Origin of the sequence: Amycolatopsis sp. NPDC051371, assembly GCF_040682155.1 — a bacterium.
Classification (GTDB): Bacteria; Actinomycetota; Actinomycetes; order Mycobacteriales; family Pseudonocardiaceae; genus Amycolatopsis.
The window spans coordinates 121,081-142,406 of record NZ_JBFBAG010000013.1 but is presented as its reverse complement, the minus strand read 5'-3'; the positions used below and the strand labels follow the sequence as shown (position 1 = coordinate 142,406).

Below are 21,326 nucleotides of genomic sequence, written 5' to 3'. Positions count from 1 at the left end.
GGCTGAAGGGCACCTTCCTCGCACGTGACGCGCGGAAGGTGCCCTTCGGCGCGTCCGGTGAGACCAAGGTCCCCTTCAGCGCACGCCGCTGCCCCGCACCGTCGGTGACGAGGCAGGATGGCGCGCGTGACAGACGAGAAGCCGGTCCCCGTCGGGCTTAGCACGGCGTCCGTGTGGCCCCTCAAGGCCGGCACCGCCTTCGAGCTCGCCGCCGAGCTCGGGTACGACGGCGTCGAGGTCATGGTCTGGGCCGATCCCGTCAGCCAGGACGTCAGCGCGCTGCGCCGGTGGTCCCGCCGGACCGGGGTGCCCGTGCTGTCCATCCACTCGCCGTCGCTGCTCATCACCCAGCGGATCTGGTCGCCCGACCCCGTGGTCCGGCTGCGCATGTCGGTCGAGGCCGCCGCCGAGCTCGGCGCGCGGACCGTCGTCGTGCACCCGCCGTTCCGGTGGCAACGCCGGTACGGCGACGCGTTCGGTGATCTCGTCGACGAGCTGGAGGAGTCCAGCGGGATCGAAATCGCCGTCGAGAACATGTTCAAGGTGCGTCCGCCGGGTGGTTCGAAGAATTCCCGCGTCTCCGCGTTCCGGCCGTCGATCGACCCGACGGACGTCGGTTTCCGGCACTACACGCTCGACCTGTCCCACACAGCGGCAGCCCGGATGGACGCCCTCTCACTGGCCCAGCGGATGGGCGAAGGCCTCTCGCACGTCCATCTGGCGGACGGCACCGGCCTCCCGAAAGACGAACACCTGGTGCCCGGCCGCGGCGGGCAGCCCTGCGCCGAGCTGCTGGAGAAGCTGGTCAGCAGCGGTTTCGCCGGGCAGATCGTGCTGGAGATCAACACCCGGCACGCCGGCACCGGCGCGCAGCGGGTCCGGGATCTGGCGGAGGCATTGCTGTTCGCGCGATTCCACCTCGGGCAGTAATTGCGCACTTCGGGCACGGACACGACTACTCCCGGGTCCATTTACCGGGATCGAACACGTAAAGTTCCGACTGTGAAACCGTCGCGCTCGTTGATCGTCACCTCTCCGGATTCCTCCATTGGTACGGCGCGTTCGTGAGTGGAACGGACGGCACCGCCGTGTCCTTCGACACGGCGAGTGCGGCGCGGTCGCTGGGGGACGGCACCTTCACCGCGGTGCTGCGTGCGGAATGGGCCATCGGCTCGCACCCGCACGGGGGATTCCTGCTGGCCCTGCTGGCCAAGGCGGCGATCGCCGCACTGCACGAACGGGGTGAGCCGCACGCGGAGCCGCTCGTCGTGAGCGCGGAGTTCCTGCACGCGCCCGCGCTCGGCCCGGTGCTGCTGCGCACGGACGTCCGGAAGGTCGGCCGCCGCGCGACGGTCGTCGAGGTCCGGCTGGAGCAGCGCGGCCGCAGCTGCGTCGAGGCCAGGGTGACGACCGGGCGGCTGCCGATGCGGCGCCCGGAGTGGACGGACGTGCCGTCGATGCCCGCCGAGCCGTCACCCGGCGCGCTCGCCATGGCCGAGACCACCGAGGGCCCGTTCAACCTGGCCAAGGGCTGTGAGGTCCGGCTCGACCCGGCGACGGCGGGCTACCTCGCCGGGCGCACCGGCGAGCCGCCCCGGATGCGGCTGTGGGTCCGGCCGCGCCACGGCCTGGTCGACCCGTACTTCACGCTGCTCGCCTCCGACGTCAACCCGCCGGTGGTGATGAACCTCGGCCGGATCGGCTGGGCGCCGACGGTCCAGCTGACGGCGCTGCTGCGCACCCGCCCGGCCCCGGGCTGGCTGCGCGTGGTCGTCGAGTCCCGGTCGGTGCACGAGTCGTGGTTCGACTCCGACGCCACGGTGGTGGACTCCCAGGGGCGGCTGGTGTGCCAGGCCCGGCAGCTGGGGCTCGCCCCGGCACCGGGCGGCTGAGCCGCGTTTGGCACGCTTTACGGTATGACGGTCATCGCGGTGCTGGGTGCGGGCAAGATCGGCGAGGCGTTGCTCTCGGGGCTGCTGCACGGCGGCCACGAGCCGGGCGACCTCCTCTTCACCGAGCGGTACCCGGCGCGCGTCGAAGAACTCACCGCCCGCTACGGCATCCGCGGCGTCGAGGTCGAGGAAGCCGCCAAGCAGGCCGACATCCTGGTCGTGGCCGTGAAGCCGCAGGACATCGACCCGGTGCTCGACGAGCTGGCGCCGTTGCTGAGCCCGTCTTCGCTGGTCGTGTCGCTGTGTGCGGGTCTGCCGACGTCGCTGTACGAGCGCCGCCTGGCCGAGGGCGTTCCCGTGGTGCGGGTCATGCCGAACACGCCGATGCTGGTCAACGAGGCCATGAGCGCCATCTCGGCGGGGCGGCACGCCACCGCGGACCACCTCGCCGTCGTGCGTGACCTGCTCTCGCACGTCGGCCAGGTCGTCGAGGTGCCCGAGGCCCAGCAGGACGCCGTCACGGCGCTCTCGGGGTCCGGTCCCGCGTACTTCTTCTTCCTGGTCGAAGCCATGATCGACGCCGGCATCCTGCTGGGGCTGCCGCGGGCACTGGCCGGACAGCTGATCATCCAGTCGGCCGTCGGGGCGGCGAAGATGCTCGCCGAGTCGGAGGAGCACCCGGTGCTGCTGCGCGAGGCCGTGACGTCGCCGGCGGGCACGACCATCAACGCGATCCGCGAGCTCGAGAAGCACGGCGTCCGGGCGGCGCTGCTGGCGGCCATCGAGGCGGCGAAGGACCGGTCGGTCGAGCTGGGCAAGGCTCACGAGGGCTGACGAGGCCGCCAGTCCGCGGCCCAGGCGTCGAGCTGGACGAGCGTCTTGAACAGGGACTTCCCCTGCTCGGTGAGCGCGTAGCCGTCGCCGGCGTGACCGGCCAGGTCCGCCTCGCCCAGCTCGCGCAGCCGCGTGGCCAGGACGCTCGACGAGACGCCGTCGCAGCGCTGCTGCAGCTCGCGGAACGTCGGGTTCGCGCCGTCGCGCAGCTCCCAGAGGATCCGCAGGGCCCAGCGCCGGCCCAGCAGGTCGAGCAGCGCCATCACCGGGCGGCCCGTGGCCGAACCGCGAACCGGGTGGCCCGGCAGGGGAGTCGTCATTGCTTTCCTTTCCGAAGCGCCGATGTTAGCGTGCCGGTCATGCCTCTGAAATCGAAGCAACCGCGGATCGCGCCCCTCGAGCCGCCGTTCGACGCCGGCACCGAGGACGTTCTCGAGCGACTCGGCCCGCCCATCCAGCTGTTCCGCGTCTGGGCCCGGCGTCCCGAGCTGGCTCGCGGGATCGCCGGCTGGGGCGGTTACTACTTCTCACGGCGGTCAGCGCTGAGCGTGCGCCAGCGTGAGCTGGTCATCGACCGGACCACCGCCCTGTGCGGCGCCGACTACGAGTGGGGCGTCCACATCGCCGCCTTCGCCGGGAAGGCCGGGCTGGACGCCGCTCAGATCCGGTCGCTCGCCACCGGCAGGCCGGCCGACGCGTGCTGGGACGCGGCGGACCGGGCGGTCCTCACGGCCGTCGACGAGCTGCGCGCGACCGCGGACCTCTCCGACGGGTCCTGGGCGGACCTCGTGGCCGCCGTGGGGGAGGACGGCGCGCTCGACGTCCTGCTGGTCTGCGGGTGGTACCACGCCATTTCCTTCACGGTTCGCGCCCTCAGGCTGCCGCTCGAGCCGGGTACCGTGCGCCCGGATTCGCCGTAATGGGCGATTCCCGCCGTCTTGCACGCGCGAGTGCTCATGCGTTAGCGCTGGTAGGAGCCCATCTCGGTGACAGGCGTCGCATTAGTCCCACCAGTCCCGCTACTCTCGATAGAGCACGTGCGTGTCGGTACCACAGGTGGGGAAGCCTCGTGGCGCGACGCGTGTCTAAGGACGCGGTAAACATGTCGCCGAACAAGAAGGAGGATCTGCCGGCTGTCGGGCAGGTCCAGTTCCTGACGGTCGCCGAGGTGGCCACGCTGATGCGGGTCTCCAAGATGACCGTCTACCGTCTCGTGCACTCGGGTGAGCTGCCTGCCGTAAGGGTCGGCAAGTCGTTCCGAGTGCCGGAGAAAGCAGTGCACGAGTACCTCCAAGGTGCCTATTACGACGTGGGCTGAACCGGTCGCCGGCCAGCGGTGCGCAGCGCTACAACGTGCCCGCTGACCGGCCCGCGCAGCGTGACGGGTAACCTGGAAAACCGCTCGTGCCTGTGCGCTCCACCCGTTGGACGCTGCGCCGGGCAGCGTGACCGACGACGACCTAAGGAGCGCCCATGGGCTCTGTGATCAAGAAGCGCCGCAAGCGCATGTCGAAGAAGAAGCACCGCAAGCTGCTTCGCCGCACGCGAGTGCAGCGTCGTAAGGCCGGCAAGTAAGACTCTGCTCGGCAAAGCGTGCCGTGCGTAGCCGTGGCCCGTCCAGTCTCTGGACGGGCCACGTCCATGTGGTGGGCCGGTCCCCCCGTTCGAGTGAGGCGTTCGTCGCTTTCCGGGGGAATAGCGGTTAATAGCACGTAAGACACCCCGGGCCTACCACTGAAGAGCGGTAACATCTCAACGGTGTCCGCGCGATGCTTCCAGTGAGTGCAGGCCCGCGCACTTCGGGTGATCGTCCACCCCCACCACGCCCTACGCCGCAGGGAGTCGCATGCCGTCGAACATCGTGCTCGTCACCGGGGTCGCCGGCGAACTGGGCGGGAAACTCCTCGCCCGGCTGGGCAACAACCCCGACTTCGAACGGGTCATCGGTGTCGACACGGTCGCCCCGGACAAGGCGGTCCTGCAGCGCATGGGGCACGCGGAGTTCGTCCGCGCGGACATCCGGAACCCGCTGATCGCCAAGGTGATCAGCACCGCGATGGTCGACACGGTCGTGCACGCGTCGTGCACCGCGCACCCGGCCGGGCCCGGGCGGCGCACCGCGATCAAGGAAGTCAACGTCATCGGCACCATGCGGCTGCTCGCCGCGTGCCAGCGGTCGCCGCTGGTCCGCAAGCTGGTGGTCAAGTCGACGGCGGCGGTCTACGGCGCCGGCGCCCGCTCGCAGGCGGTGTTCACCGAGGACTCCGAGCTCATCCCGACGTCGTCCAGCGGGTACGCGAAGGACGCCGTCGAGATGGAGGGGTACGTGCGCGGCCTGGTGCGGCGCCGCCCCGACATCACCACGACGCTGTTCCGCTTCGCCAACATCATCGGGCCGTCGACCGACACCGTTCTTTCACGTTATTTCGCGCTGCCGGTGGTGCCGACCGTCTTCGGTTACGACGCCCGTATCCAGCTGCTGCACTCTTCGGACGCGCTGGCGGTGCTGGAGCGCGCGACCCTCGACGACAAGCCCGGCGTGTTCAACGTCGGCTCGGAAGGGGTACTCACCCTTTCGCAGGCGATCCGGCGAGCGGGCCGGGTCGAGCTGCCGATGCCGCGGACCGTGGTGCCGTCGGTCGGCAAGGTGTTGCGCGGCGCGCGCGTCGTGGACTTCTCCGCCGACCAGGTCCGGCTGCTGAACTTCGGCCGGGTCGTCGACATCGCCAAGCTGAAGAACGAGTTCGGGTACACCCCGCGGTGGACCACGCGTGAGGCGTTCGACGACTACATCGTCGGACGCGGGCTCCGGCCGGTGCTCGACGGCGGCAAGCTGGCGGGATTGGCCGGCAAGGTGCTCGTCGCGGCCGCGACGGGACAGAGCCGGTGAGCAGGCCGCACGACGACTTGGACGACTTCGGAAGCGAGGCGGGAATGGTGGGCGGTGCCGAGGCGCAGGTCATCCCCCTGCACGGACCGGGCCGGGGGAAGCCGGCAGCTCTTACTGCGGAACGCGACTTCCGTGAGGAGGAAGCCGCGCGGGCGGACGCGCCGGTCGTCGCCTTCCCCGCCGCGGACCGGCCGGCCCCGGAAGAGCCGCTTTCGGACGCCGCGCGTTCCGCGCTCGGTTTCCTCCGCGACCGGCTGACCGGCGACTACACGGTCGACGAGTTCGGTTTCGACGCCGAGCTGACCGACGCGGTGTTCCTCCCGCCGCTGCGCGCGCTGTACAAGAAGTGGTTCCGCGTCGACACGTTCGGCGTCGAGAACCTCCCGGCGTCCGGTGGTGCGCTCCTGGTGTCGAACCACTCGGGCACGTTGCCGCTGGACTCGCTGATGACGGCGGTCGCGGTCCACGACGAAACCGGCGGCCGGCACCTGCGCGGCCTCGGCGCGGACCTGGTGTTCCAGCTGCCGCTGGTGGGTTCGTTCGCCCGCAAGTCCGGCCAGACGCTGGCCTGCAACGCGGACGCGGAACGCCTGCTGGGCAACGGTGAGCTGGTCGGCGTGTGGCCGGAAGGCTTCAAGGGCGTCGGCAAGCCGTTCTCGTCGCGCTACAAGCTGCAGCGCTTCGGCCGCGGCGGTTTTGTGTCGGCGGCGCTGCGCGCGGGCGTCCCGATCATCCCGGTGTCGGTGATCGGCGCGGAGGAGATCTACCCGAAGCTGGGCGACATCAAGATCCTGGCGCGGATGTTCGGGCTGCCGTACTTCCCGGTGACGCCCTTCTTCCCGCTGTTCGGAGCGCTGGGCGCGATCCCGCTGCCGACGAAGTGGAGCATCGAGTTCGGTGCGCCGATCGCGACGGATTCGTACGGCCCGGAGGCCGTGGAGGACCCGATGCTGGTGTTCCAGCTGACGGACCAGGTGCGCGAGTCGATCCAGCAGACGCTGTACCAGCGGCTTTCGCAGCGGAAGTCGGTCTTCCGCGGCTGACGCTCAGCGGCGGCGGTAGGCCATGCCCGCCGCCACCGCGCCGGCCAACGCTCCGGCGCCCAGCACCGACGGCACGCCGATCTTCGCCGCCTTGCGCCCGGTCCGGAAGTCGCGGATCTCCCACCCGCGCGCCCGGGCCACGTCCCGCAGCCCGCCGTCGGGGTTCACCGCCACCGCGGTCCCCACCGCCGACAGCATCGGGATGTCGTTCGCCGAGTCCGAATAAGCCGTGCAGCGCTTGAGGTTCAGGCCCTCACGCGACGCCAGGGCCCGCACCGCGTGCGCCTTCGCGCGGCCGTGCAGGAGGTCGCCCACCAGGCGTCCCGTGTAGACGCCGTCGCGGGTCTCCGCCACCGTGCCCAGCGCTCCCGTCAGCCCGAGCCGGCGCGAGATGATCGCCGCCAGCTCGATCGGGGTCGCCGTCACCAGCCAGACCCGCTGGCCCGCGTCGAGGTGCATCTGGGCCAGCGCGCGCGTGCCGGACCAGATCTTGTCCGCCATCAACTCGTCGTAGATCTCTTCGCTGATCGACGTCAGCTCCGCCACCGTGCGGCCGGCCACAAAGGACAGTGCGCGCTCGCGGTGGGTCTTGATGTCCTCTTTGTTCTCACGGCCGCCGAGGCGGAACTTGATCTGGCCCCAGACGAAACCGGCCAGGTCCGACGACGTGAAGAACTTGCGCGCCGCCAGCCCGCGGGCGAAGTAGAAGATCGACGCGCCCATCATCATCGTGTTGTCGACGTCGAAGAACGCGGCCGCGGTGAGGTCCGGCGGTGCGGGCGGGGTGGGGGGTTCGGAGACCACTCGGGCGTGGGCGGCCTCGGCCGACGCCTCGCCCGCGAGCGCGGCGAGCCGTTCCAGCTCCTGACTCTTATCCCTGCCACGCCAAGCTGACACGCACACCGCCTCCACGTCTGCCCACGTCCGGCCACGTTCCCCGGTCCTTCGCACAGCGTAGCGAGCCGCCCACCCAGCCGTCGCAGGTGTGGCCCGGACCTCAGCCGATCACGATCGGCGGCAGACCCGGGAGCAGCGGCGGGATCGAAATCAGCGGCGGAGGCTGCGTGGTCGAGGTCACCGGTGCTCGCGGCGTGGTCGTCGGAACCTGGCCGTACACCGGCGGCGGCGTCACCCCGCCCGTCGGCAGGGGCGAACCCGGCGTCGCGGTCGCGTCCGAGGGCGGCAGCTCGGTGCCGGTCGCCGTCGGCGAGGTGCTCTCCGCCGACGAGGGCGACGTCGAGGCCGAAGTCGGCTCGTTGCCGGACGAGGGTGCCGGTCGCTGCGTGCACTCGCCGGTCGCCGGGAGCGGGCCCAGCTCGTCGGACGTGCCGGTGGTGATCTGGTAGCAGTTCATCCGCTCGACCAGCCCGCTCGTGCGCTCCTGGACCTTGCCGAGCAAGTCGCGCACGTCGCCGAACACCGTCGCCGCGTCCACCGGGAGGGCGGGTTGCTGGTCCGCGAGCCGCGCCGCCTGGTTGCGCGCCCACAGCCGGACGTCGGACAGCGCCTGCGTGCCGCTGCCGTCGCTGGTCGCCACCGCGGCCATCTGCGCGACGCCGGCGCGGAGGTCGGTCGCGAAGTCGTCGTACGCGGTCCGGTAGTCGGCTTCGCTCGCGCCCTGTTCGGCCAGCTCGCCGAGCTCGGTGACGCGGTTGGTGGCGAACTCGAGGTGCTTGCGCGCCTTCGCCTGGTCGCCGAAGGTCAGGCCCAGTGCCGTCGACTCGCCGGCCCGCTTGACGCCGTAGAGCGGGTCACCCGGCAACGCGTTGCGCGAGAGCACCAGGGTCAGGCCGGAAAGGACGAGCACGAGGAACAGCGCGGCGGCCACCAGGTCGGCGGTCCGCGGCCGCCACCTCCGACGCGGGGTGGCCGCCGCCGTCTCCAAGCGGCCCGCGATCTCCGCGCGGATCCGCTGCCTTGTTTCCAGGTCCGGGGCCCCGGACGCACCGAGCTCGCGCAGCGCACCGACGAGAGCCAGCTCGTCGGCGAACTCGCCGTCCCGGCGTACCGGGGACGGCTCCAGGGCACGCGCGAACCGCTCTGCGTCGGCTCGCTCACGCGCAATCCTCACTGCGCTGCTCCATCTCGGGCCTTGACCGATCCTGACACCGGTCTGGCTGGAGTAACGATTAAGAAGGCGCCGGGGTTACCGGTTTCGGTCGACGGGCAGAAAAGTTCGCGGGATCAGCGCAATCCGGTGGGCAGAAGTTGTGCCAAACGGCGTACCGCGCGGTGCTGGAGCGCCTTGATCGCGCCCTCGTTGCGGTTCATGATCTCGGCCGTCTCTGCCACCGACAAGCCCTGCAGGAACCGCAGGATGATGCATTCCCGCTGGTCATCGCCCAGTTCGGCGACGCAGCGCAGCAGCTCCGTGCGGGTGGCGCGACTGATCGCCTCCTGCTCCGGGCCCGCTTGGACGCTGGCGCCGACGCTGAACGGCGCCGAACCCGGCTCGGTCACCTCGTCGGTGACGACCTCGAGGCGGAACCGGCTCGACTTCACGTGGTCGAGCACGAGGTTGCGGGCGATGGTGACGAACCAGGCGCCGACGTCACGTCCCTGGTAGCTCACCGACGTGATCCGGCGCAGCGCGCGCAGGAACGTCTCGCTGGTGACGTCCTCGGCGAGGTCGCGGTCGCCCAGGCGGAAGAGCACGTACCGGTAGACGACGTCGACGTAGCGGTCGTAGAGCCGGCCGAACGCGGACGAGTCGCCGTCCTGCGCCGCGCGCACCAGGTCCCAGGCTTCGGCCTTCGCCGCCTCGGCGCGCTCCTCGTCGACCGCCTGCCTGCTCAGCGGCACGGACGGCGAACGGCCGAACACGCGCTCGGCGAACATGAAGACGGGTCCGCGGCTGACGGCGGTGGGGACGGTCATCGGGCGGCACCTCCGGCGGCGGCTTCGACCCAGTGGGCCACGGTACCCCCGGAACCCGGACGAGCGGGGGCCTGCCGGCTCGCATGCCCCACGACCTCGTGGGCAGGCAAGTTCGTCACGGCGACTCCCTCTCTCCGGTCGCGGCGGTGATCAACACCACCCCGCGACGCAGTGCAGCATACGTGTAGTTACCGCGAAGTAGGTAGTGGCTCCGGGGTTGCACAGACGCGACGCTCGCGGTCAGCACCCATGACGTCGCTTCGAATGACAGACTTGCAACGGTTTGGGCCGGGCGAGGAGAGGTGGACCGCGCGTGAGTGCTCCAGAGGGGACGAAACCGGGGGTCGGCGGGCTGCTCACGCGGGCCGCGGCCACGTGGCCGGACCACCCGGCCGTGCGCGAAACCGGCACCGGGCGAGAGCTGACGTACCGCCAGGTCGAGGCCGCCGTGCAGGCGCAGGCCCAGCAGCTCGCGGACGCGGGCGCCGAGCCCGGCGACCGGATCGCGCTGCGGCTGCCCACGTCGGTGGACTTCGTGGTCGCGTTCTTCGGCGCGCTGCGGGCCGGGGCCGTCGTCGTGCCGCTGTCGCCGCAGTCGCCGGGGCCCGAGCTCGAGAAGCTGCTCGAGCACAGCGGTGCCAAGGTTGTCATCACGCGCGACGCCGAAGAGGCGCTGCCGACCGGCGTGACCGGTCTCACTCCGGAATCCGACCCGGATGGAGCAGTCGAATCCGTCGAAGGCGACCGGGCGGGTACCGGGGAAGACATCGCCGTCGTCTCCTACACCTCGGGCACCACCGGCCCGCCGCGCGGCGTGATGCTTTCGCACCGCGCGCTGCTGGCGAACCTGGAGCAGCTGAGCGGCGTCGAGGGTGTCCTCACCCACGACGACCGCGTGCTGATCACCATCCCGCTCTTCCACGTCTACGGCCTCGGGCCCGGCCTGCTGCAGGCCGTGTCGGTGGGGGCGACGGCGATCCTGTCGGAGCGCTTCGAGGCGCAGCGCACGCTGGACGACTGCGCCGAACACGGCGTCACGACGATCACCGGCGTCCCGACGATGTACTCCGAGTTCGCCGCGCTCGGCACCGAGGAGCTGACCCGGGGGCTGGCCACCGTCCGGCGGATGACGTCGGGGGCCGCGCCGCTGCACCCGAAGGTGCTGGGCGCGCTCCGCGAGGCGACCGGCCTCGACGTCTACGAGGGCTACGGCCTCACCGAGTGCGCGCCGGTGGTGACGTCGACGCTGGTCACCGGCTACCCGAAGCCGGGCTCGGTCGGGCGGCCGCTGCCCGGCGTCGAGCTGCGGCTGGTCGACAGCGACGGCACCGACCAGGCCGTGCCGCTCGACCCGGACGACGTCGACGACGTCTTCGAGGCCGAAGGCGAGACGGGGCTGGTGTCGATCCGCGGCGCGAACCTGTTCTCCGGCTATTGGCCCGACGGCGGCCACGGCCCGGACGACGAGGGCTGGTTCCGCACCGGCGACGTCGGCTACCTCGACGTCGACGGTGATCTGCACCTGGTCGACCGGGCCAACGACCTGATCATCGTCAACGGCTTCAACGTCTTCCCGCGCGAGGTCGAGGAGGTCATCGGGCAGCTGCCGGAAGTGACCGAGGCGGCGGTCGTCGGGGTTGTGGACGAGCGGAGCGGCGAAGCGGTGAAGGCGTTCGTGGTGCCGGCGGCCGGGGTGTCGCTGTCCGAGCAGCAGGTCGTCGACCACTGCGCGGCCCACCTCGCCGGGTACAAGGTGCCGCACGCGGTGGAGTTCGCCGAGTCGCTGCCGCACTCGGCCACCGGCAAGCTGCGCCGCATGCGGCTGCGGTAGTTGCGGTAGTAAGGACGGCATGGCGCACGAAGTGACGGTGATGGGCCGGGCGGGCTGCCACCTCTGCGAGGTCGCGGAGGCGGACGTCGCCCGGATCTGCGGCGAGCTGGGTGTCTCGTGGGGCGCGCAAGACGTCGACACGGATCCGGAGTGGCGCGCGGAGTACGGCGACCGCGTCCCGGTGATCCTGGTCGACGGCGCCGAGCACGGGTACTGGCGGGTGGAGGAGGACCGGCTCCGCGGCGCGCTGGCCTGAGCCGTAACACGTCCGTAAGCCACATCGGGCAGCCATCCGGAGCGAGTGCTCCGAAGATGGAGGCGTGAGCACTCTGCAGGAAGCGCCGCCCGAAGCGCCGAGGCGGCTTTCGCTGCCCGTCGCCACCCTCATCGGGCTCCTCGCGCTGGCCGCCGCCCTCGGGGTCGGGCACCTCGTCGCGGGCTTCGTCGGCTACACCGCTTCGCCGTTCATCGCGGTCGCCAACTACGTCATCGACCACAGCCCGACCGGGATCGTGAAGTGGGCCGAGCGGACGCTGGGCACCTGGGACAAGCCGATCCTCAAGATCGGGCTGGCCGTCGTCCTCGTGCTGTTCGCGCTGCTCGCCGGCCAGCTTTCGCGCCGGACGCCGCGAGCCGGGCAGGTCCTCGTCTTCCTGCTGGGCGCCGCCGGGATCGCCGCCGTCTACGGGCGCAGCGACCTCGGGCAGGTCTCGCTGCTCGCACCGGTCGCCGCCCTCGCCGCCGGGCTCGCGGTGTTCACGATGCTGCACCGGATCGCGCTGCCCGTGGACGTCGTGCACGACCGGGGTTTCGACCGCCGCAAGTTCCTGCGCGCCGGGATCGGCGTGGCCGCGGGGTCGGGGGTCGCGGCGGTGGTCGGCCAGGTGGCCGGGACCAGCTCGAACGCCGAGGACTCCCGGGCCGCCGTCGGACCGCTCGTCCCCGCGCGCACCGCGCCGCCGCTGCCCGCGGACGCCGACTTCGCGAAGCTGGGCTCACCGCCGTTCCTCACGCCGAACGGCGACTTCTACCGCATCGACACCGCGCTGGTCGTCCCGCAGATCCGCACCGAGGACTGGAGCCTCAAGATCCACGGGATGGTCGACAAGGAGGTGACGTTCTCCTACGCCGACATCCGCAACCGGCCGCTGGTCGAGCGCCGCGTCACGCTGACCTGCGTGTCCAACGAGGTCGGCGGCTCGCTGATCTCGAACGCGACGTGGCTCGGCGTCGACCTCGTGGACCTGCTGAACGAAGCCGGCGTGCAGCCGGGCGCCGAGCAGATGTTCGCGACGAGCGTCGACGGCTGGACGTGCGGCACCCCGGCGAACGTCGCGCTCGACCCGCAGCGCGGCGCGATGCTGGCGATCGGGATGAACGGCGAGCCGCTGCCGGTCGAGCACGGCTTCCCGGCGCGGATCGTCATCCCCGGTCTCTACGGTTATGTATCCGCGACGAAGTGGGTGCAGTCCCTCGAATTCACGAAGTGGGACGCGCGGCAGTCGTACTGGCTGAACCGCGGCTGGGCCGAGCAGGCGCCGATCAAGACGGAGTCCCGGATCGACACACCGACCGGCTTCGCCGGCGTGACGGCGGGCAAGGTCCGGCTGGCCGGCACGGCGTGGGCCCAGCACACGGGCATCGCGAAGGTCGAGGTGCGGCTGGACCAGGGCGCGTGGCAGCCGGCGGTGCTTTCGGCCGAGGTGAGCAAGGACACCTGGCGCATGTGGTGGGTCGAGCTGGACGTGCCGAAGGGAACGCACCAGGCGTTCGTCCGCGCGACCGACCAGGACGGCTACACGCAGACGGAGAACCGCGCGGACCCGGTGCCCGACGGGGCGACCGGCTGGCACTCGGTGACCCTCGACGCCCACTGACCGCACGGTCCCGGCTGCCCCGCCGGCTCGCAAAGGTCTTGAATGAGTCATTCAAGACCTCCGAAGACCTGAATGACTCATTCAAGACACCGGAGCCGCGGCCTGAACGTCGCGCCCGCAGCCGGCGCCGCTCACCGGGCCCGGCCGCCCGCTCGCCGCGCCGCGGCCGGCGCCGTCGGACGGCACTCGATCACCCCTCGGCGCCCGCCGGCCCCGGAAGTGCCTGGCGGACAAGGATTCTGACGCCGTGTCATGATCGTGCGGCGCCGGGAACCGCCTCCGACCAGTGACTTTGTGCGCGCGTTCACAAGTGGTCTACCGTAGGACCATCGCCCCCGGGCGGTCCGCATCGAACCGGACCCCGCGCCCTGGGTCAAGACACAGTTCGGCATGGCCGTGGCGATGGCCGCCGGGTGCACAGCGGGCAGGAGACGACGGCGTGGTGACACAGCGGGGGAGGCGCGACGACGCGGGCTCCCCGGGCCGGCCGCCGCGCCGGACGCGCCGCCAGGACACCCCGGACGCCGACAACGCGCCGACCGCCGAGATCCCGGCCGTGCCCGCCAACGGCAACGGCCGCGGTGGCCCCAACGGGGATGCCCCCGAGGCTGTCCGGGCGAAGCAGATCCCCGAAGCCGCGGTCGCCCGCCTCGCTGTCTACCTCCGTGTTCTGTCCGGAATGTCCGAGCAGGGCGCGACGACCGTTTCGAGCGAGGAACTGTCCCAAGCCGCGGGCGTCAATTCCGCGAAATTGCGCAAAGACCTCTCGTACCTTGGCTCCTACGGCACCCGCGGCGTCGGCTACGAGGTCAGCGTCCTGGTCAGCCAGATCGAGCGCATCCTCGGTCTGACCCGACAGCACAAGGTGGCCGTGGTCGGGATCGGCAACCTCGGTCACGCGCTGGCCAACTACGGCGGCTTCCCGGGGCGCGGTTTCCCGGTCGAGGCCCTGTTCGACCTGGACGCGGACCTGATCGGTGTGCCCGTCGGCGGCCTCCCGGTGTCGCACATGGACGACATCCCGCGCGTCTGCGCCGAGCGTGGCATCTCCATCGGCGTGATCGCCACGCCGCCGACCGCCGCGCAATCGGTCTGTGACCGCTTGGTCGCGGGCGGTGTCCAGTGCATCCTCAACTTCGCTCCGGTCGTGCTGCAGGTTCCTGCTCACATCGAGGTCCGGAAAGTGGATTTGGCCGTCGAGCTGCAGATACTCTCGTTCCATGTAGCCCGCCGCGCGGATGACGCCGCCGGCAATCAGGGCAATTCCGGATTACCCGGGACAGGCCTGCCGCCCGACAATGGAAAGGGCGGCCGGAACGGTTCGGGCCCGGACGGCGGACGGGAAATGGTGGTGCGCTCATGAGCGAGCTTGCGAGTGAATCATTCAACACAGCGCAGCCGGTCAGGCGCTCACCGAGCGTCAGCGAGGTGACCGCATGAGCGTCTTGGCGGTCGGCCTTTCGCATCGGAGTGCGGAGCTGAGCACGCTCGAGCGCGTCGCGGTGCCCGCACCCGAGGTGGGCAAGGTCCTCGACGAGCTGCAGCAAGCCGAGCACATCAGCGAGGTCATGCTCGTCTCGACGTGCAACCGGATCGAGGTCTACGCGGTCGTCGAGACGTTCCACGGCGGCCTCAACGATGTCTCCGCGGTGCTCTCCCGCCAGGCCGGCATGGAGCCGGCCGACCTCTACGACAGCCTGTACGTCCACTACGCCGGCGCCGCCGTCGAGCACCTCTTTTCGGTCACCTCGGGCCTCGACTCGATGGTCGTCGGCGAGACGCAGATCCTCGGCCAGGTCCGGTCCGCCTACGCCACCGCGCGCGAGGCCGGCACCGTCGGCCGCACGCTGCACGAGCTGATCCAGACCACGCTGCGCGTCGGCAAGCGCGTCCACTCCGAGACCGGGCTCGACCAGCTCGGCGCGTCGGTCGTCTCCGAGGCGCTCGCCGCGGCCGGGGACGTCGCCGGCAAGCACGCCGTCATCGTCGGCGCCGGCTCGATGGGCGCGCTGAGCGCGTCGCAGCTGCGCAAGGCCGGCATCGGCGAGATCACCGTCGCCAACCGCACCGACGCCCGCGCCCGCCGCCTCGCCGCGAACGTCACCGAGCAGGGCGTCCCCGCCCGCGCGGTCCCGCTGTCCGCCGTCGCCGACGCGGTCCGCGACGCCGACGTCGTGATCTGCTGCACCGGCGCGCAAGACGCCGTCTTCGGCCCCGAGCACGTGCTGCCGCGCGGCGGCCGGACCCTGGTCGTCTGCGACCTCGGCCTGCCCCGCGACGTCGACCCGGCGGTCGGCGAGCTGGCCGGCGTGCGCGTCGTCGACCTGGCCACCATCCAGCGCCGGATGCGCGAAGCCGGCACCCCGACCACCGATCGCCAGACGGCCAAGGCGACCGGGATCGTCCTCGACGAGGTGCGCGACTACCTGGCCGGGCAGCGCAGCGCCGAGGTGACCCCGACGGTGACGGCGTTGCGGCGCCGCGCGGCCGAGGTCGTCGACGCCGAGCTGCTGCGGCTGGACAACCGCCTGCCCGACCTCGACGGCGCCGTCCGCGAAGAGGTCGGCCGCACCGTCCGCCGGGTGGTCGACAAGCTGCTGCACGCGCCGACGGTGCGGGTCAAGCAGCTGGCCGCCGAGACCGCCGACACCGACTACGCGAACGCGTTGCGAGAACTGTTCTGCCTCGACCCGCAGGCGCCCGCCGCGGTGGCGAGCCCGAAGCCCCCACCGGAGAAGAAGTAGTAGTGACCAGAGTCATTCGCATGGGTACGCGTGGATCGAAGCTCGCGCTCGCCCAGACCGGGCACGTCGCGGACGCCCTGCGCGCCACCGGCGCCGAGGTCGAGATCGTCACCGTGACCACGCCGGGGGACAAGTCGATGGCGCCGATCCCGACGATCGGCGTCGGCGTGTTCACCTCTGCGCTGCGGGAAGCGTTGCTGCGCAACGAGGTCGACGTCATCGTCCACTCGTACAAGGATCTGCCGACCGCGCCGGAGCCGGGCATCTCGCTCGCCGCCGTGCCGCCGCGCGCGGACCCGCGGGACGCCCTGATCGCGCGGGACGGACTGACTCTCGGCGAGCTGCCGCCGGGTTCCACGGTGGGCACGGGCTCGCTGCGACGCACCGCGCAGCTGCGCGCGCTGGGTCTCGGTTTGGAAATCGTGCCGATTCGCGGCAATATCGACACCCGCATGCGCAAGGTCACCGACGGCGAGCTGGATGCCGTGGTGCTCGCGCGTGCCGGACTGGCCAGGGTCGGACTGGTCGAGGTGATCACCGAGACCCTCGACCCGATCCAGATGCTGCCCGCGCCCGCACAAGGCGCGCTGGCGGTGGAGTGCCGGGCCGCCGACGCGGACCTCGAGCAGCTGCTCGCGGCCACGTTGGACGACGAGGGCACGCGGGCCGCGGTGACGGCCGAGCGTGCTCTGCTGGCCGCGCTCGAGGCGGGGTGCAGCTCGCCCGTGGGCGCGCTCGCCGAGATCGTCGAAGATCTCGACGCCGAGGGCAAGGTCGTGGAACGGATCTCGCTGCGCGGCACCGCCGCGGTCGACGGCGAGGACGGCGCGGTGGACATGGTCCGGGCCATCGCGCTGGCCGACAAGCACCAGGCCGCCCAGCTGGGCAAGGACCTGGCCGCCGAGCTGCTGGACCTCGGTGCCGGAGCCCTCTCCGGCCCCGCTCAGTAGCGCTCTCGCGAGCGCTTCACGAAGGCTGTAACTCTGAAAAGAGTGTTCCGAAAGACGTGTAGGAGACCTGCGTCCGTGCGATCCCGCGCGGCCGCCGCAAGAGGAGAAACGCACAGATGACCCCCGCGCGAAAGACCACCGGGCGCGTAGCGTTCGTGGGCTCCGGGCCCGGCGACGCCGGCCTGCTCACGGTCCGTGCCCAGGAACTGCTCGCCAAGGCCGAGGTCGTGGTGACCGACCCCGACGTGCCCCAGGCCGTGCTGGCCATGGCCGCCGAGGGCGCCGAGGTCCGGCCCGCCGTCGGTGAAGCCACCGAGGTCGCCAAGGACCTCACCGCCGAGGCCAAGGCCGGCCGGCTGGTGCTCCGCCTCATCGCGGGCGACCCGCTGACCACCCCGGCCGTGGTGGCCGAGGTGCAGGCGGTCGCGCGCACGAGCGCCGTGTTCGACATCATCCCGGGCGTCTCGCCGGGCGCGGCCGTCCCGGCGTACGCCGGCGTCGCGCTGGGCGGCACGCACACCGAGGTCGACGTCCGCGGCGACGTCGACTGGGCGGCCCTGGCCGCCTCGCCCGGCCCGCTGGTGCTGCACGCGACGTCGGCCCACCTGGCCGAAGCCGCGTCGGCGCTGACCGGCAACGGCGTCCCGGCGTCGACCCCGGTCGCGGTCACCGCGAACGGCACCATCAACACCCAGCGCACCCTCGACACCACGCTCGAGAAGGTCGCCAACGACGCGGGCGAGCTCGTCGGGCCGCTGATCGTCACGATCGGCCAGGCCGCCGGGCACCGCTCGAAGCTGTCCTGGTGGGAGTCGCGGGCGCTCTACGGCTGGAAGGTCCTGGTGCCGCGCACCAAGGAGCAGGCCGGCGAGATGGCCGAGCGCCTGCGCGGCCACGGCGCGACGTCGCACGAGGTGCCGACCATCTCGGTCGAGCCGCCCCGCAGCCCGGCGCAGATGGAGCGCTCGGTCAAGGGCCTGGTCGACGGCCGCTACCAGTGGATCGTCTTCACCTCCACCAACGCGGTCCGCGCGGTGTGGGAGAAGTTCGAGGAGTTCGGCCTGGACGCCCGCGCATTCTCCGGCGTGAAGATCGCCTGCGTCGGCGCGGCCACCGCGGAGAAGGTGCGCTCGTTCGGCATCATCCCCGAGCTGGTCCCGACCGGTGAGCAGTCTTCGGAAGGCCTGCTGGCCGAGTTCCCGCCGTACGACGACGTGCTCGACCCGGTCGACCGCGTGCTGCTGCCGCGGGCCGACATCGCCACCGAGACGCTGTCCGCGGGCCTGCGCGAACGCGGCTGGGAGATCGACGACGTGACGGCCTACCGGACCGTCCGGGCCGCGCCGCCGCCCGCCGACACCCGCGAGATGATCAAGACCGGCGGGTTCGACGCGGTCTGCTTCACCTCGTCCTCGACCGTGCGGAACCTGGTCGGCATCGCCGGCAAGCCGCACACCCGCACGCTGGTCGCGTGCATCGGCCCGAAGACCGCGGAGACCGCGGTCGAATTCGGGCTCCGGGTCGACGTCCAGCCGGAGAAGGCGGACGTGCCGCACCTGGTGGACGCTCTGGCGGAGCACGCCGCGCGTCTCCGCGCGGAAGGTGCGCTGCCGCCGCCGCGCAAGGCGAAGCGGGCCCGCCGCTCCTGAGGTTCATTGGTCCGTGAAGGCCTCCTTACCGGCTCTTATGGCCGGGAAGGAGGCCTTCACGGCTTTCGGCGCCGCTGGTCGCGACCGGTGCGCTCGTCGTGCGGAAAGTGCCGCTGAGCACCCTTGCGGAACGCCGCAGAGCAGGGCGGGGGTAACTTGGAAGGGTGTTCCCCGAGCATCGTCCCCGCAGGCTCCGCACCACCCCGGCCATGCGCAGGCTGGTGGGTGAGACGACGCTGCGGCCACGCCAGCTGATCCTCCCGATGTTCGTCGCCGAAGGCCTCGACCAGCCGAAGGCGATCTCGAGCATGCCGGGCGTCGTGCAGCACACCCGCGACACGCTGCGGAAGGCCGCCGTCGACGCGGTCAACGCCGGGGTCGGCGGGCTCATGCTCTTCGGCATCCCCGCCACGCGGGACGCCGAGGGCTCGGGCGCGGTCGACGAGAACGGCATCCTCAACGTCGCCCTGCGCGACCTGCGGCACGAGCTCGGCGACGCCACCGTGCTGATGGCCGACACCTGCCTCGACGAGTTCACCGACCACGGCCACTGCGGCGTCCTGGACGCCGACGGCGGGGTCGACAACGACGCCACCCTGCGCATCTACGCCGAGATGGCCGTCGCGCAGGCCGAAGCCGGGGCGCACGTGCTCGGGCCGTCCGGGATGATGGACGGCCAGATCGGCGTCATCCGCCGGGCACTCGACGAGGCCGGGCACCGCGACAAGGCCATCCTGGCGTACGCCGCGAAGTACGCCAGCGCGTTCTACGGCCCCTTCCGCGAAGCCGTCGACTCCCAGCTCAAGGGCGACCGCAAGACCTACCAGCAGGACCCGGGCAACGCCCGCGAAGCGCTGCGCGAGATCGAGCTGGACCTCGCCGAGGGCGCGGACATGATCATGGTCAAGCCCGCGCTGTCCTATTTGGACGTCGTCAAGGCGGCCGCGGACATCTCCCCGGTCCCGGTGGCGGCGTACAACATCTCGGGCGAGTACGCGATGGTCGAAGCCGCCGCGGCGAACGGCTGGCTCGACCGCGAGCGCACGGTCCTCGAGGTGCTGACGTCGATCCGCCGCGCGGGCGCCGACATGATCCTCACGTACTGGGCCGCCGAGGCCGCCGCGTGGCTGGACTGACCGGCTAGAGTCCTCGCGTGGAAGACAAAGAGGACCTCGCCGGTCTGACCGACGACGAACGCCGCAAAAAGGGTCTTTCGCCGGACCCGGTGCTGCCGGGGCAGAAGGCCCCGAAGGCGGCGCCGCCGAAGCCGGTGGCCATCTCCTTCTGGTTGTGGCTCGTCGGTGGCGTGGTGCTGATCCTCAGCTACGTCCAGCTGCTGACCAGCAAGTCCGCCGTCATCGACCAGTACGTCAAGGGCACGACGGACCCGAAGTACACGCCGCAGATGATCGCGGACGGCGTCACGGCGCTGCTGTGGTACCTGCTCGGCGGGTCGATCGTGTTCGTGCTGCTGTTCCTGCTCTTCGCGTACAAGGCCCGCGAAGGCACCCGGTCGGCCCGGACGGTGCTGACGATCCTGCCGATCGTGATGGTGCTGGTGATCATGGTCGTCGCGCCGATCATCAACTACCTGACGCTGGTCGCGGTGCTGCTCTTCGTGATCGCGCTGGTGATGATGTACCTGCCGTCGGTGGCCGGCTACTTCCCGAAGGCCGGCAAGAAGCTGTGAGCGACCGGCTCTACGCCGAGTCCGGAGTGAGCTGGGCCGCCATCCTGTGGGGCCCGGTGTTCGCGGTGGTCGGCGCGCTGGCCGAGCTGGCCACGGGCGGCCCGGTGCACGTCGTGGGCTGGCTGATGGTCGCCGTCGGGCTGTGCGCGATCACGGTGCCGTGGGTGTACGCGCGGCGCCGGTTCCTGTCGCTGGAAGTCACGACGCAGCAGCTGCGCCAGGGCCGGGAGAAGGTCGCGGCGGACCAGCTGGCCTCGGTGAAGGACGTCGGCGTCCCGGTCGGCGCGCGGGTGCTCGGCGGCGGCTGGTCGGTCCCGCGCAAGTACGACTCGCTGCCGGTGGAGCTGGCCGACGGCACGGTGGTCCTCGCGTGGGCGAAGGACGTCGAAGCCCTCCAGGACGCGCTCGACCGGCTCGTCCGGGCGACGCCGAAGGAAGCATGAGCCGGGCCGGGGTGACCGGCTCCGCAAAGGTCTTGAATGAGTCATTCAGGACCTCCGACGCCCTGAATGAGTCATTCAAGACACCCGCGGTGCCCAGGAGGGGAAGCCGGCCCCGACACGCTCGGCCGGGGACCGCAAGCCCGGTCCGACGTCGTCAGGCACGCCGGCCGACGCGCTCGACCGGCTCGTCCGGGCGACGCCGAAGGAAGCATGAGAAAATCGCTCCCGTGATCGACCTTCCGCAGCCCACCGGGGCCGAGCTCTGGCCGCCGGAAGAAGCCGGCCCCTGCGCCCGGCTGCACAAGCCTTGGCGGACGCTCGTCGCCGTCGTGGAAGTCGTGCTCGCCGTCGCCGCCGGGTGGGCCGCCTACGCGTTCTGGCGCAGCGGGTCCGCCGTCGTCGTCACGCACACCGATGACGGCGCCACGCTCGAGTCGCACCGGTACTTCGGCGGCATGCTCGCCGCCGCCATCGGGCTCGGGACCGTGGCCGCGATCCTGCTGGTCGACGCGGTGCGTCAGCTCTCGCTCGCGGTCCGTGCGCGGCACCCCGAGCCGAAGGCCTGATACACAGCTCCCGCACAGGGAACGAACAGTCAATTGCTAA

23 protein-coding genes are annotated in these 21,326 nt (G+C 71.4%); 19 read left to right on the top strand and 4 right to left on the bottom strand.

Features of this window, described 5'->3' with window-relative positions; all coding sequences use genetic code 11:
* The first annotated feature begins 117 nt into the window (after positions 1-117).
* The 3 genes from AB0M59_RS18440 to proC all read left to right on the top strand — a co-directional run bounded on the left by AB0M59_RS18440 (position 118) and on the right by proC (position 2,726).
* Entirely contained in the window at positions 118-930 is an 813-nt protein-coding gene (locus AB0M59_RS18440) for a sugar phosphate isomerase/epimerase family protein (protein WP_364616336.1), read from the top strand.
* Positions 931-1,064: 134 nt separating this feature from the next.
* Positions 1,065-1,892: a thioesterase family protein gene (locus AB0M59_RS18435; protein WP_364616333.1), complete on the top strand. Its 828-nt coding sequence runs from the start codon at positions 1,065-1,067 to the stop codon at positions 1,890-1,892.
* A gap of 24 nt (positions 1,893-1,916) precedes the next feature.
* Complete coding sequence (gene proC / locus AB0M59_RS18430; RefSeq protein ID WP_364616330.1) at positions 1,917-2,726, top strand: pyrroline-5-carboxylate reductase; 810 nt, start codon at positions 1,917-1,919, stop codon at positions 2,724-2,726.
* Here proC and AB0M59_RS18425 read toward each other — a convergent pair.
* Positions 2,714-3,046 (bottom strand): helix-turn-helix domain-containing protein, encoded by a 333-nt coding sequence (locus tag AB0M59_RS18425; protein WP_364616327.1) that lies wholly within the window; start codon positions 3,044-3,046, stop codon positions 2,714-2,716. The genes proC and AB0M59_RS18425 overlap by 13 nt on opposite strands.
* Before the next feature lie 39 nt (positions 3,047-3,085).
* On the opposite strand from AB0M59_RS18425, the gene AB0M59_RS18420 reads away from it, so the two are divergent.
* The 5 genes from AB0M59_RS18420 (at position 3,086) to AB0M59_RS18400 (ending at position 6,659) form a co-directional block, all read left to right on the top strand.
* On the top strand, positions 3,086-3,646 hold the full coding sequence (locus AB0M59_RS18420; RefSeq protein ID WP_364616324.1) for a carboxymuconolactone decarboxylase family protein: 561 nt from the start codon (positions 3,086-3,088) through the stop codon (positions 3,644-3,646).
* A 182-nt stretch (positions 3,647-3,828) separates the two neighbouring features.
* Positions 3,829-4,044 carry a helix-turn-helix domain-containing protein gene (locus tag AB0M59_RS18415; RefSeq protein ID WP_013222402.1) on the top strand — a complete coding sequence of 72 codons (216 nt, stop codon included), beginning with the start codon at positions 3,829-3,831 and terminating at the stop codon, positions 4,042-4,044.
* A 155-nt stretch (positions 4,045-4,199) separates the two neighbouring features.
* Positions 4,200-4,301 carry an AURKAIP1/COX24 domain-containing protein gene (locus AB0M59_RS18410; protein ID WP_007030867.1) on the top strand — a complete coding sequence of 34 codons (102 nt, stop codon included), beginning with the start codon at positions 4,200-4,202 and terminating at the stop codon, positions 4,299-4,301.
* A gap of 271 nt (positions 4,302-4,572) precedes the next feature.
* Positions 4,573-5,616 carry an NAD-dependent epimerase/dehydratase family protein gene (locus AB0M59_RS18405; protein ID WP_364616321.1) on the top strand — a complete coding sequence of 348 codons (1,044 nt, stop codon included), beginning with the start codon at positions 4,573-4,575 and terminating at the stop codon, positions 5,614-5,616.
* A 44-nt stretch (positions 5,617-5,660) separates the two neighbouring features.
* On the top strand, positions 5,661-6,659 hold the full coding sequence (locus AB0M59_RS18400) for a lysophospholipid acyltransferase family protein (protein ID WP_364616497.1): 999 nt from the start codon (positions 5,661-5,663) through the stop codon (positions 6,657-6,659).
* 3 nt (positions 6,660-6,662) lie between these two features.
* Here AB0M59_RS18400 and AB0M59_RS18395 read toward each other — a convergent pair whose 3' ends face one another.
* The 3 genes from AB0M59_RS18395 to AB0M59_RS18385 all read right to left on the bottom strand — a co-directional run bounded on the left by AB0M59_RS18395 (position 6,663) and on the right by AB0M59_RS18385 (position 9,536).
* Positions 6,663-7,556 (bottom strand): HAD-IB family hydrolase, encoded by an 894-nt coding sequence (locus tag AB0M59_RS18395; protein ID WP_364616318.1) that lies wholly within the window; start codon positions 7,554-7,556, stop codon positions 6,663-6,665.
* Between the two features lie 100 nt (positions 7,557-7,656).
* Positions 7,657-8,730, bottom strand: a complete 1,074-nt coding sequence (locus AB0M59_RS18390) for a DUF5667 domain-containing protein (RefSeq protein WP_364616315.1) — start codon at positions 8,728-8,730, stop codon at positions 7,657-7,659.
* Positions 8,731-8,843: 113 nt separating this feature from the next.
* Positions 8,844-9,536: a sigma-70 family RNA polymerase sigma factor gene (locus tag AB0M59_RS18385; RefSeq protein WP_155548730.1), complete on the bottom strand. Its 693-nt coding sequence runs from the start codon at positions 9,534-9,536 to the stop codon at positions 8,844-8,846.
* Positions 9,537-9,849: 313 nt separating this feature from the next.
* Here AB0M59_RS18385 and AB0M59_RS18380 point away from each other — a divergent pair, with 313 nt between their 5' ends.
* The 11 genes from AB0M59_RS18380 (at position 9,850) to AB0M59_RS18330 (ending at position 21,286) form a co-directional block, all read left to right on the top strand.
* A complete protein-coding gene (locus AB0M59_RS18380; protein WP_364616312.1) occupies positions 9,850-11,367 on the top strand; it encodes an AMP-binding protein in 1,518 nt (505 codons plus the stop codon).
* A gap of 19 nt (positions 11,368-11,386) precedes the next feature.
* Positions 11,387-11,623 (top strand): glutaredoxin family protein, encoded by a 237-nt coding sequence (locus tag AB0M59_RS18375; RefSeq protein ID WP_364616309.1) that lies wholly within the window; start codon positions 11,387-11,389, stop codon positions 11,621-11,623.
* A 64-nt stretch (positions 11,624-11,687) separates the two neighbouring features.
* Complete coding sequence (locus tag AB0M59_RS18370; protein ID WP_364616306.1) at positions 11,688-13,244, top strand: molybdopterin-dependent oxidoreductase; 1,557 nt, start codon at positions 11,688-11,690, stop codon at positions 13,242-13,244.
* A gap of 556 nt (positions 13,245-13,800) precedes the next feature.
* The gene (locus tag AB0M59_RS18365; protein WP_364616303.1) at positions 13,801-14,607 is read left to right on the top strand and encodes a redox-sensing transcriptional repressor Rex; all 807 of its coding nucleotides are present in this window, start codon (positions 13,801-13,803) and stop codon (positions 14,605-14,607) included.
* A gap of 73 nt (positions 14,608-14,680) precedes the next feature.
* Positions 14,681-15,988, top strand: coding sequence for a glutamyl-tRNA reductase (locus AB0M59_RS18360; protein WP_364616300.1), 1,308 nt, complete (start codon positions 14,681-14,683; stop codon positions 15,986-15,988).
* Between the two features lie 20 nt (positions 15,989-16,008).
* Positions 16,009-16,938 carry a hydroxymethylbilane synthase gene (gene hemC, locus AB0M59_RS18355; protein ID WP_364616298.1) on the top strand — a complete coding sequence of 310 codons (930 nt, stop codon included), beginning with the start codon at positions 16,009-16,011 and terminating at the stop codon, positions 16,936-16,938.
* A 116-nt stretch (positions 16,939-17,054) separates the two neighbouring features.
* Complete coding sequence (locus AB0M59_RS18350; protein WP_364616295.1) at positions 17,055-18,587, top strand: bifunctional uroporphyrinogen-III C-methyltransferase/uroporphyrinogen-III synthase; 1,533 nt, start codon at positions 17,055-17,057, stop codon at positions 18,585-18,587.
* A 164-nt stretch (positions 18,588-18,751) separates the two neighbouring features.
* The gene (gene hemB / locus AB0M59_RS18345; RefSeq protein WP_364616292.1) at positions 18,752-19,723 is read left to right on the top strand and encodes a porphobilinogen synthase; all 972 of its coding nucleotides are present in this window, start codon (positions 18,752-18,754) and stop codon (positions 19,721-19,723) included.
* 17 nt (positions 19,724-19,740) lie between these two features.
* Positions 19,741-20,277: a hypothetical protein gene (locus AB0M59_RS18340; RefSeq protein ID WP_364616289.1), complete on the top strand. Its 537-nt coding sequence runs from the start codon at positions 19,741-19,743 to the stop codon at positions 20,275-20,277.
* Positions 20,274-20,720: a hypothetical protein gene (locus AB0M59_RS18335; protein ID WP_364616286.1), complete on the top strand. Its 447-nt coding sequence runs from the start codon at positions 20,274-20,276 to the stop codon at positions 20,718-20,720. The genes AB0M59_RS18340 and AB0M59_RS18335 overlap by 4 nt, the downstream gene beginning before the upstream one ends.
* Before the next feature lie 227 nt (positions 20,721-20,947).
* Complete coding sequence (locus tag AB0M59_RS18330; protein ID WP_364616284.1) at positions 20,948-21,286, top strand: hypothetical protein; 339 nt, start codon at positions 20,948-20,950, stop codon at positions 21,284-21,286.
* The last annotated feature ends 40 nt before the right edge of the window (positions 21,287-21,326 follow it).

Excerpts from the sequence above, each read along its gene's own strand:
- AB0M59_RS18360 (WP_364616300.1), top strand. The coding sequence starts at position 14,681 with ATGAGCGTCTTGGCGGTCGGCCTTTCGCATCGGAGTGCGGAGCTGAGC.
- AB0M59_RS18400 (WP_364616497.1), top strand. The coding sequence starts at position 5,661 with ATGGTGGGCGGTGCCGAGGCGCAGGTCATCCCCCTGCACGGACCGGGC.
- proC (WP_364616330.1), top strand. The coding sequence starts at position 1,917 with ATGACGGTCATCGCGGTGCTGGGTGCGGGCAAGATCGGCGAGGCGTTG.
- AB0M59_RS18350 (WP_364616295.1), top strand. The coding sequence starts at position 17,055 with ATGACCCCCGCGCGAAAGACCACCGGGCGCGTAGCGTTCGTGGGCTCC.
- AB0M59_RS18410 (WP_007030867.1), top strand. The coding sequence starts at position 4,200 with ATGGGCTCTGTGATCAAGAAGCGCCGCAAGCGCATGTCGAAGAAGAAG.
- hemC (WP_364616298.1), top strand. The coding sequence starts at position 16,009 with ATGGGTACGCGTGGATCGAAGCTCGCGCTCGCCCAGACCGGGCACGTC.
- AB0M59_RS18440 (WP_364616336.1), top strand. The coding sequence starts at position 118 with ATGGCGCGCGTGACAGACGAGAAGCCGGTCCCCGTCGGGCTTAGCACG.
- AB0M59_RS18375 (WP_364616309.1), top strand. The coding sequence starts at position 11,387 with ATGGCGCACGAAGTGACGGTGATGGGCCGGGCGGGCTGCCACCTCTGC.
- AB0M59_RS18420 (WP_364616324.1), top strand. The coding sequence starts at position 3,086 with ATGCCTCTGAAATCGAAGCAACCGCGGATCGCGCCCCTCGAGCCGCCG.
- AB0M59_RS18415 (WP_013222402.1), top strand. The coding sequence starts at position 3,829 with ATGTCGCCGAACAAGAAGGAGGATCTGCCGGCTGTCGGGCAGGTCCAG.
- AB0M59_RS18405 (WP_364616321.1), top strand. The coding sequence starts at position 4,573 with ATGCCGTCGAACATCGTGCTCGTCACCGGGGTCGCCGGCGAACTGGGC.
- AB0M59_RS18425 (WP_364616327.1), bottom strand. The coding sequence starts at position 3,046 with ATGACGACTCCCCTGCCGGGCCACCCGGTTCGCGGTTCGGCCACGGGC.
- AB0M59_RS18385 (WP_155548730.1), bottom strand. The coding sequence starts at position 9,536 with ATGACCGTCCCCACCGCCGTCAGCCGCGGACCCGTCTTCATGTTCGCC.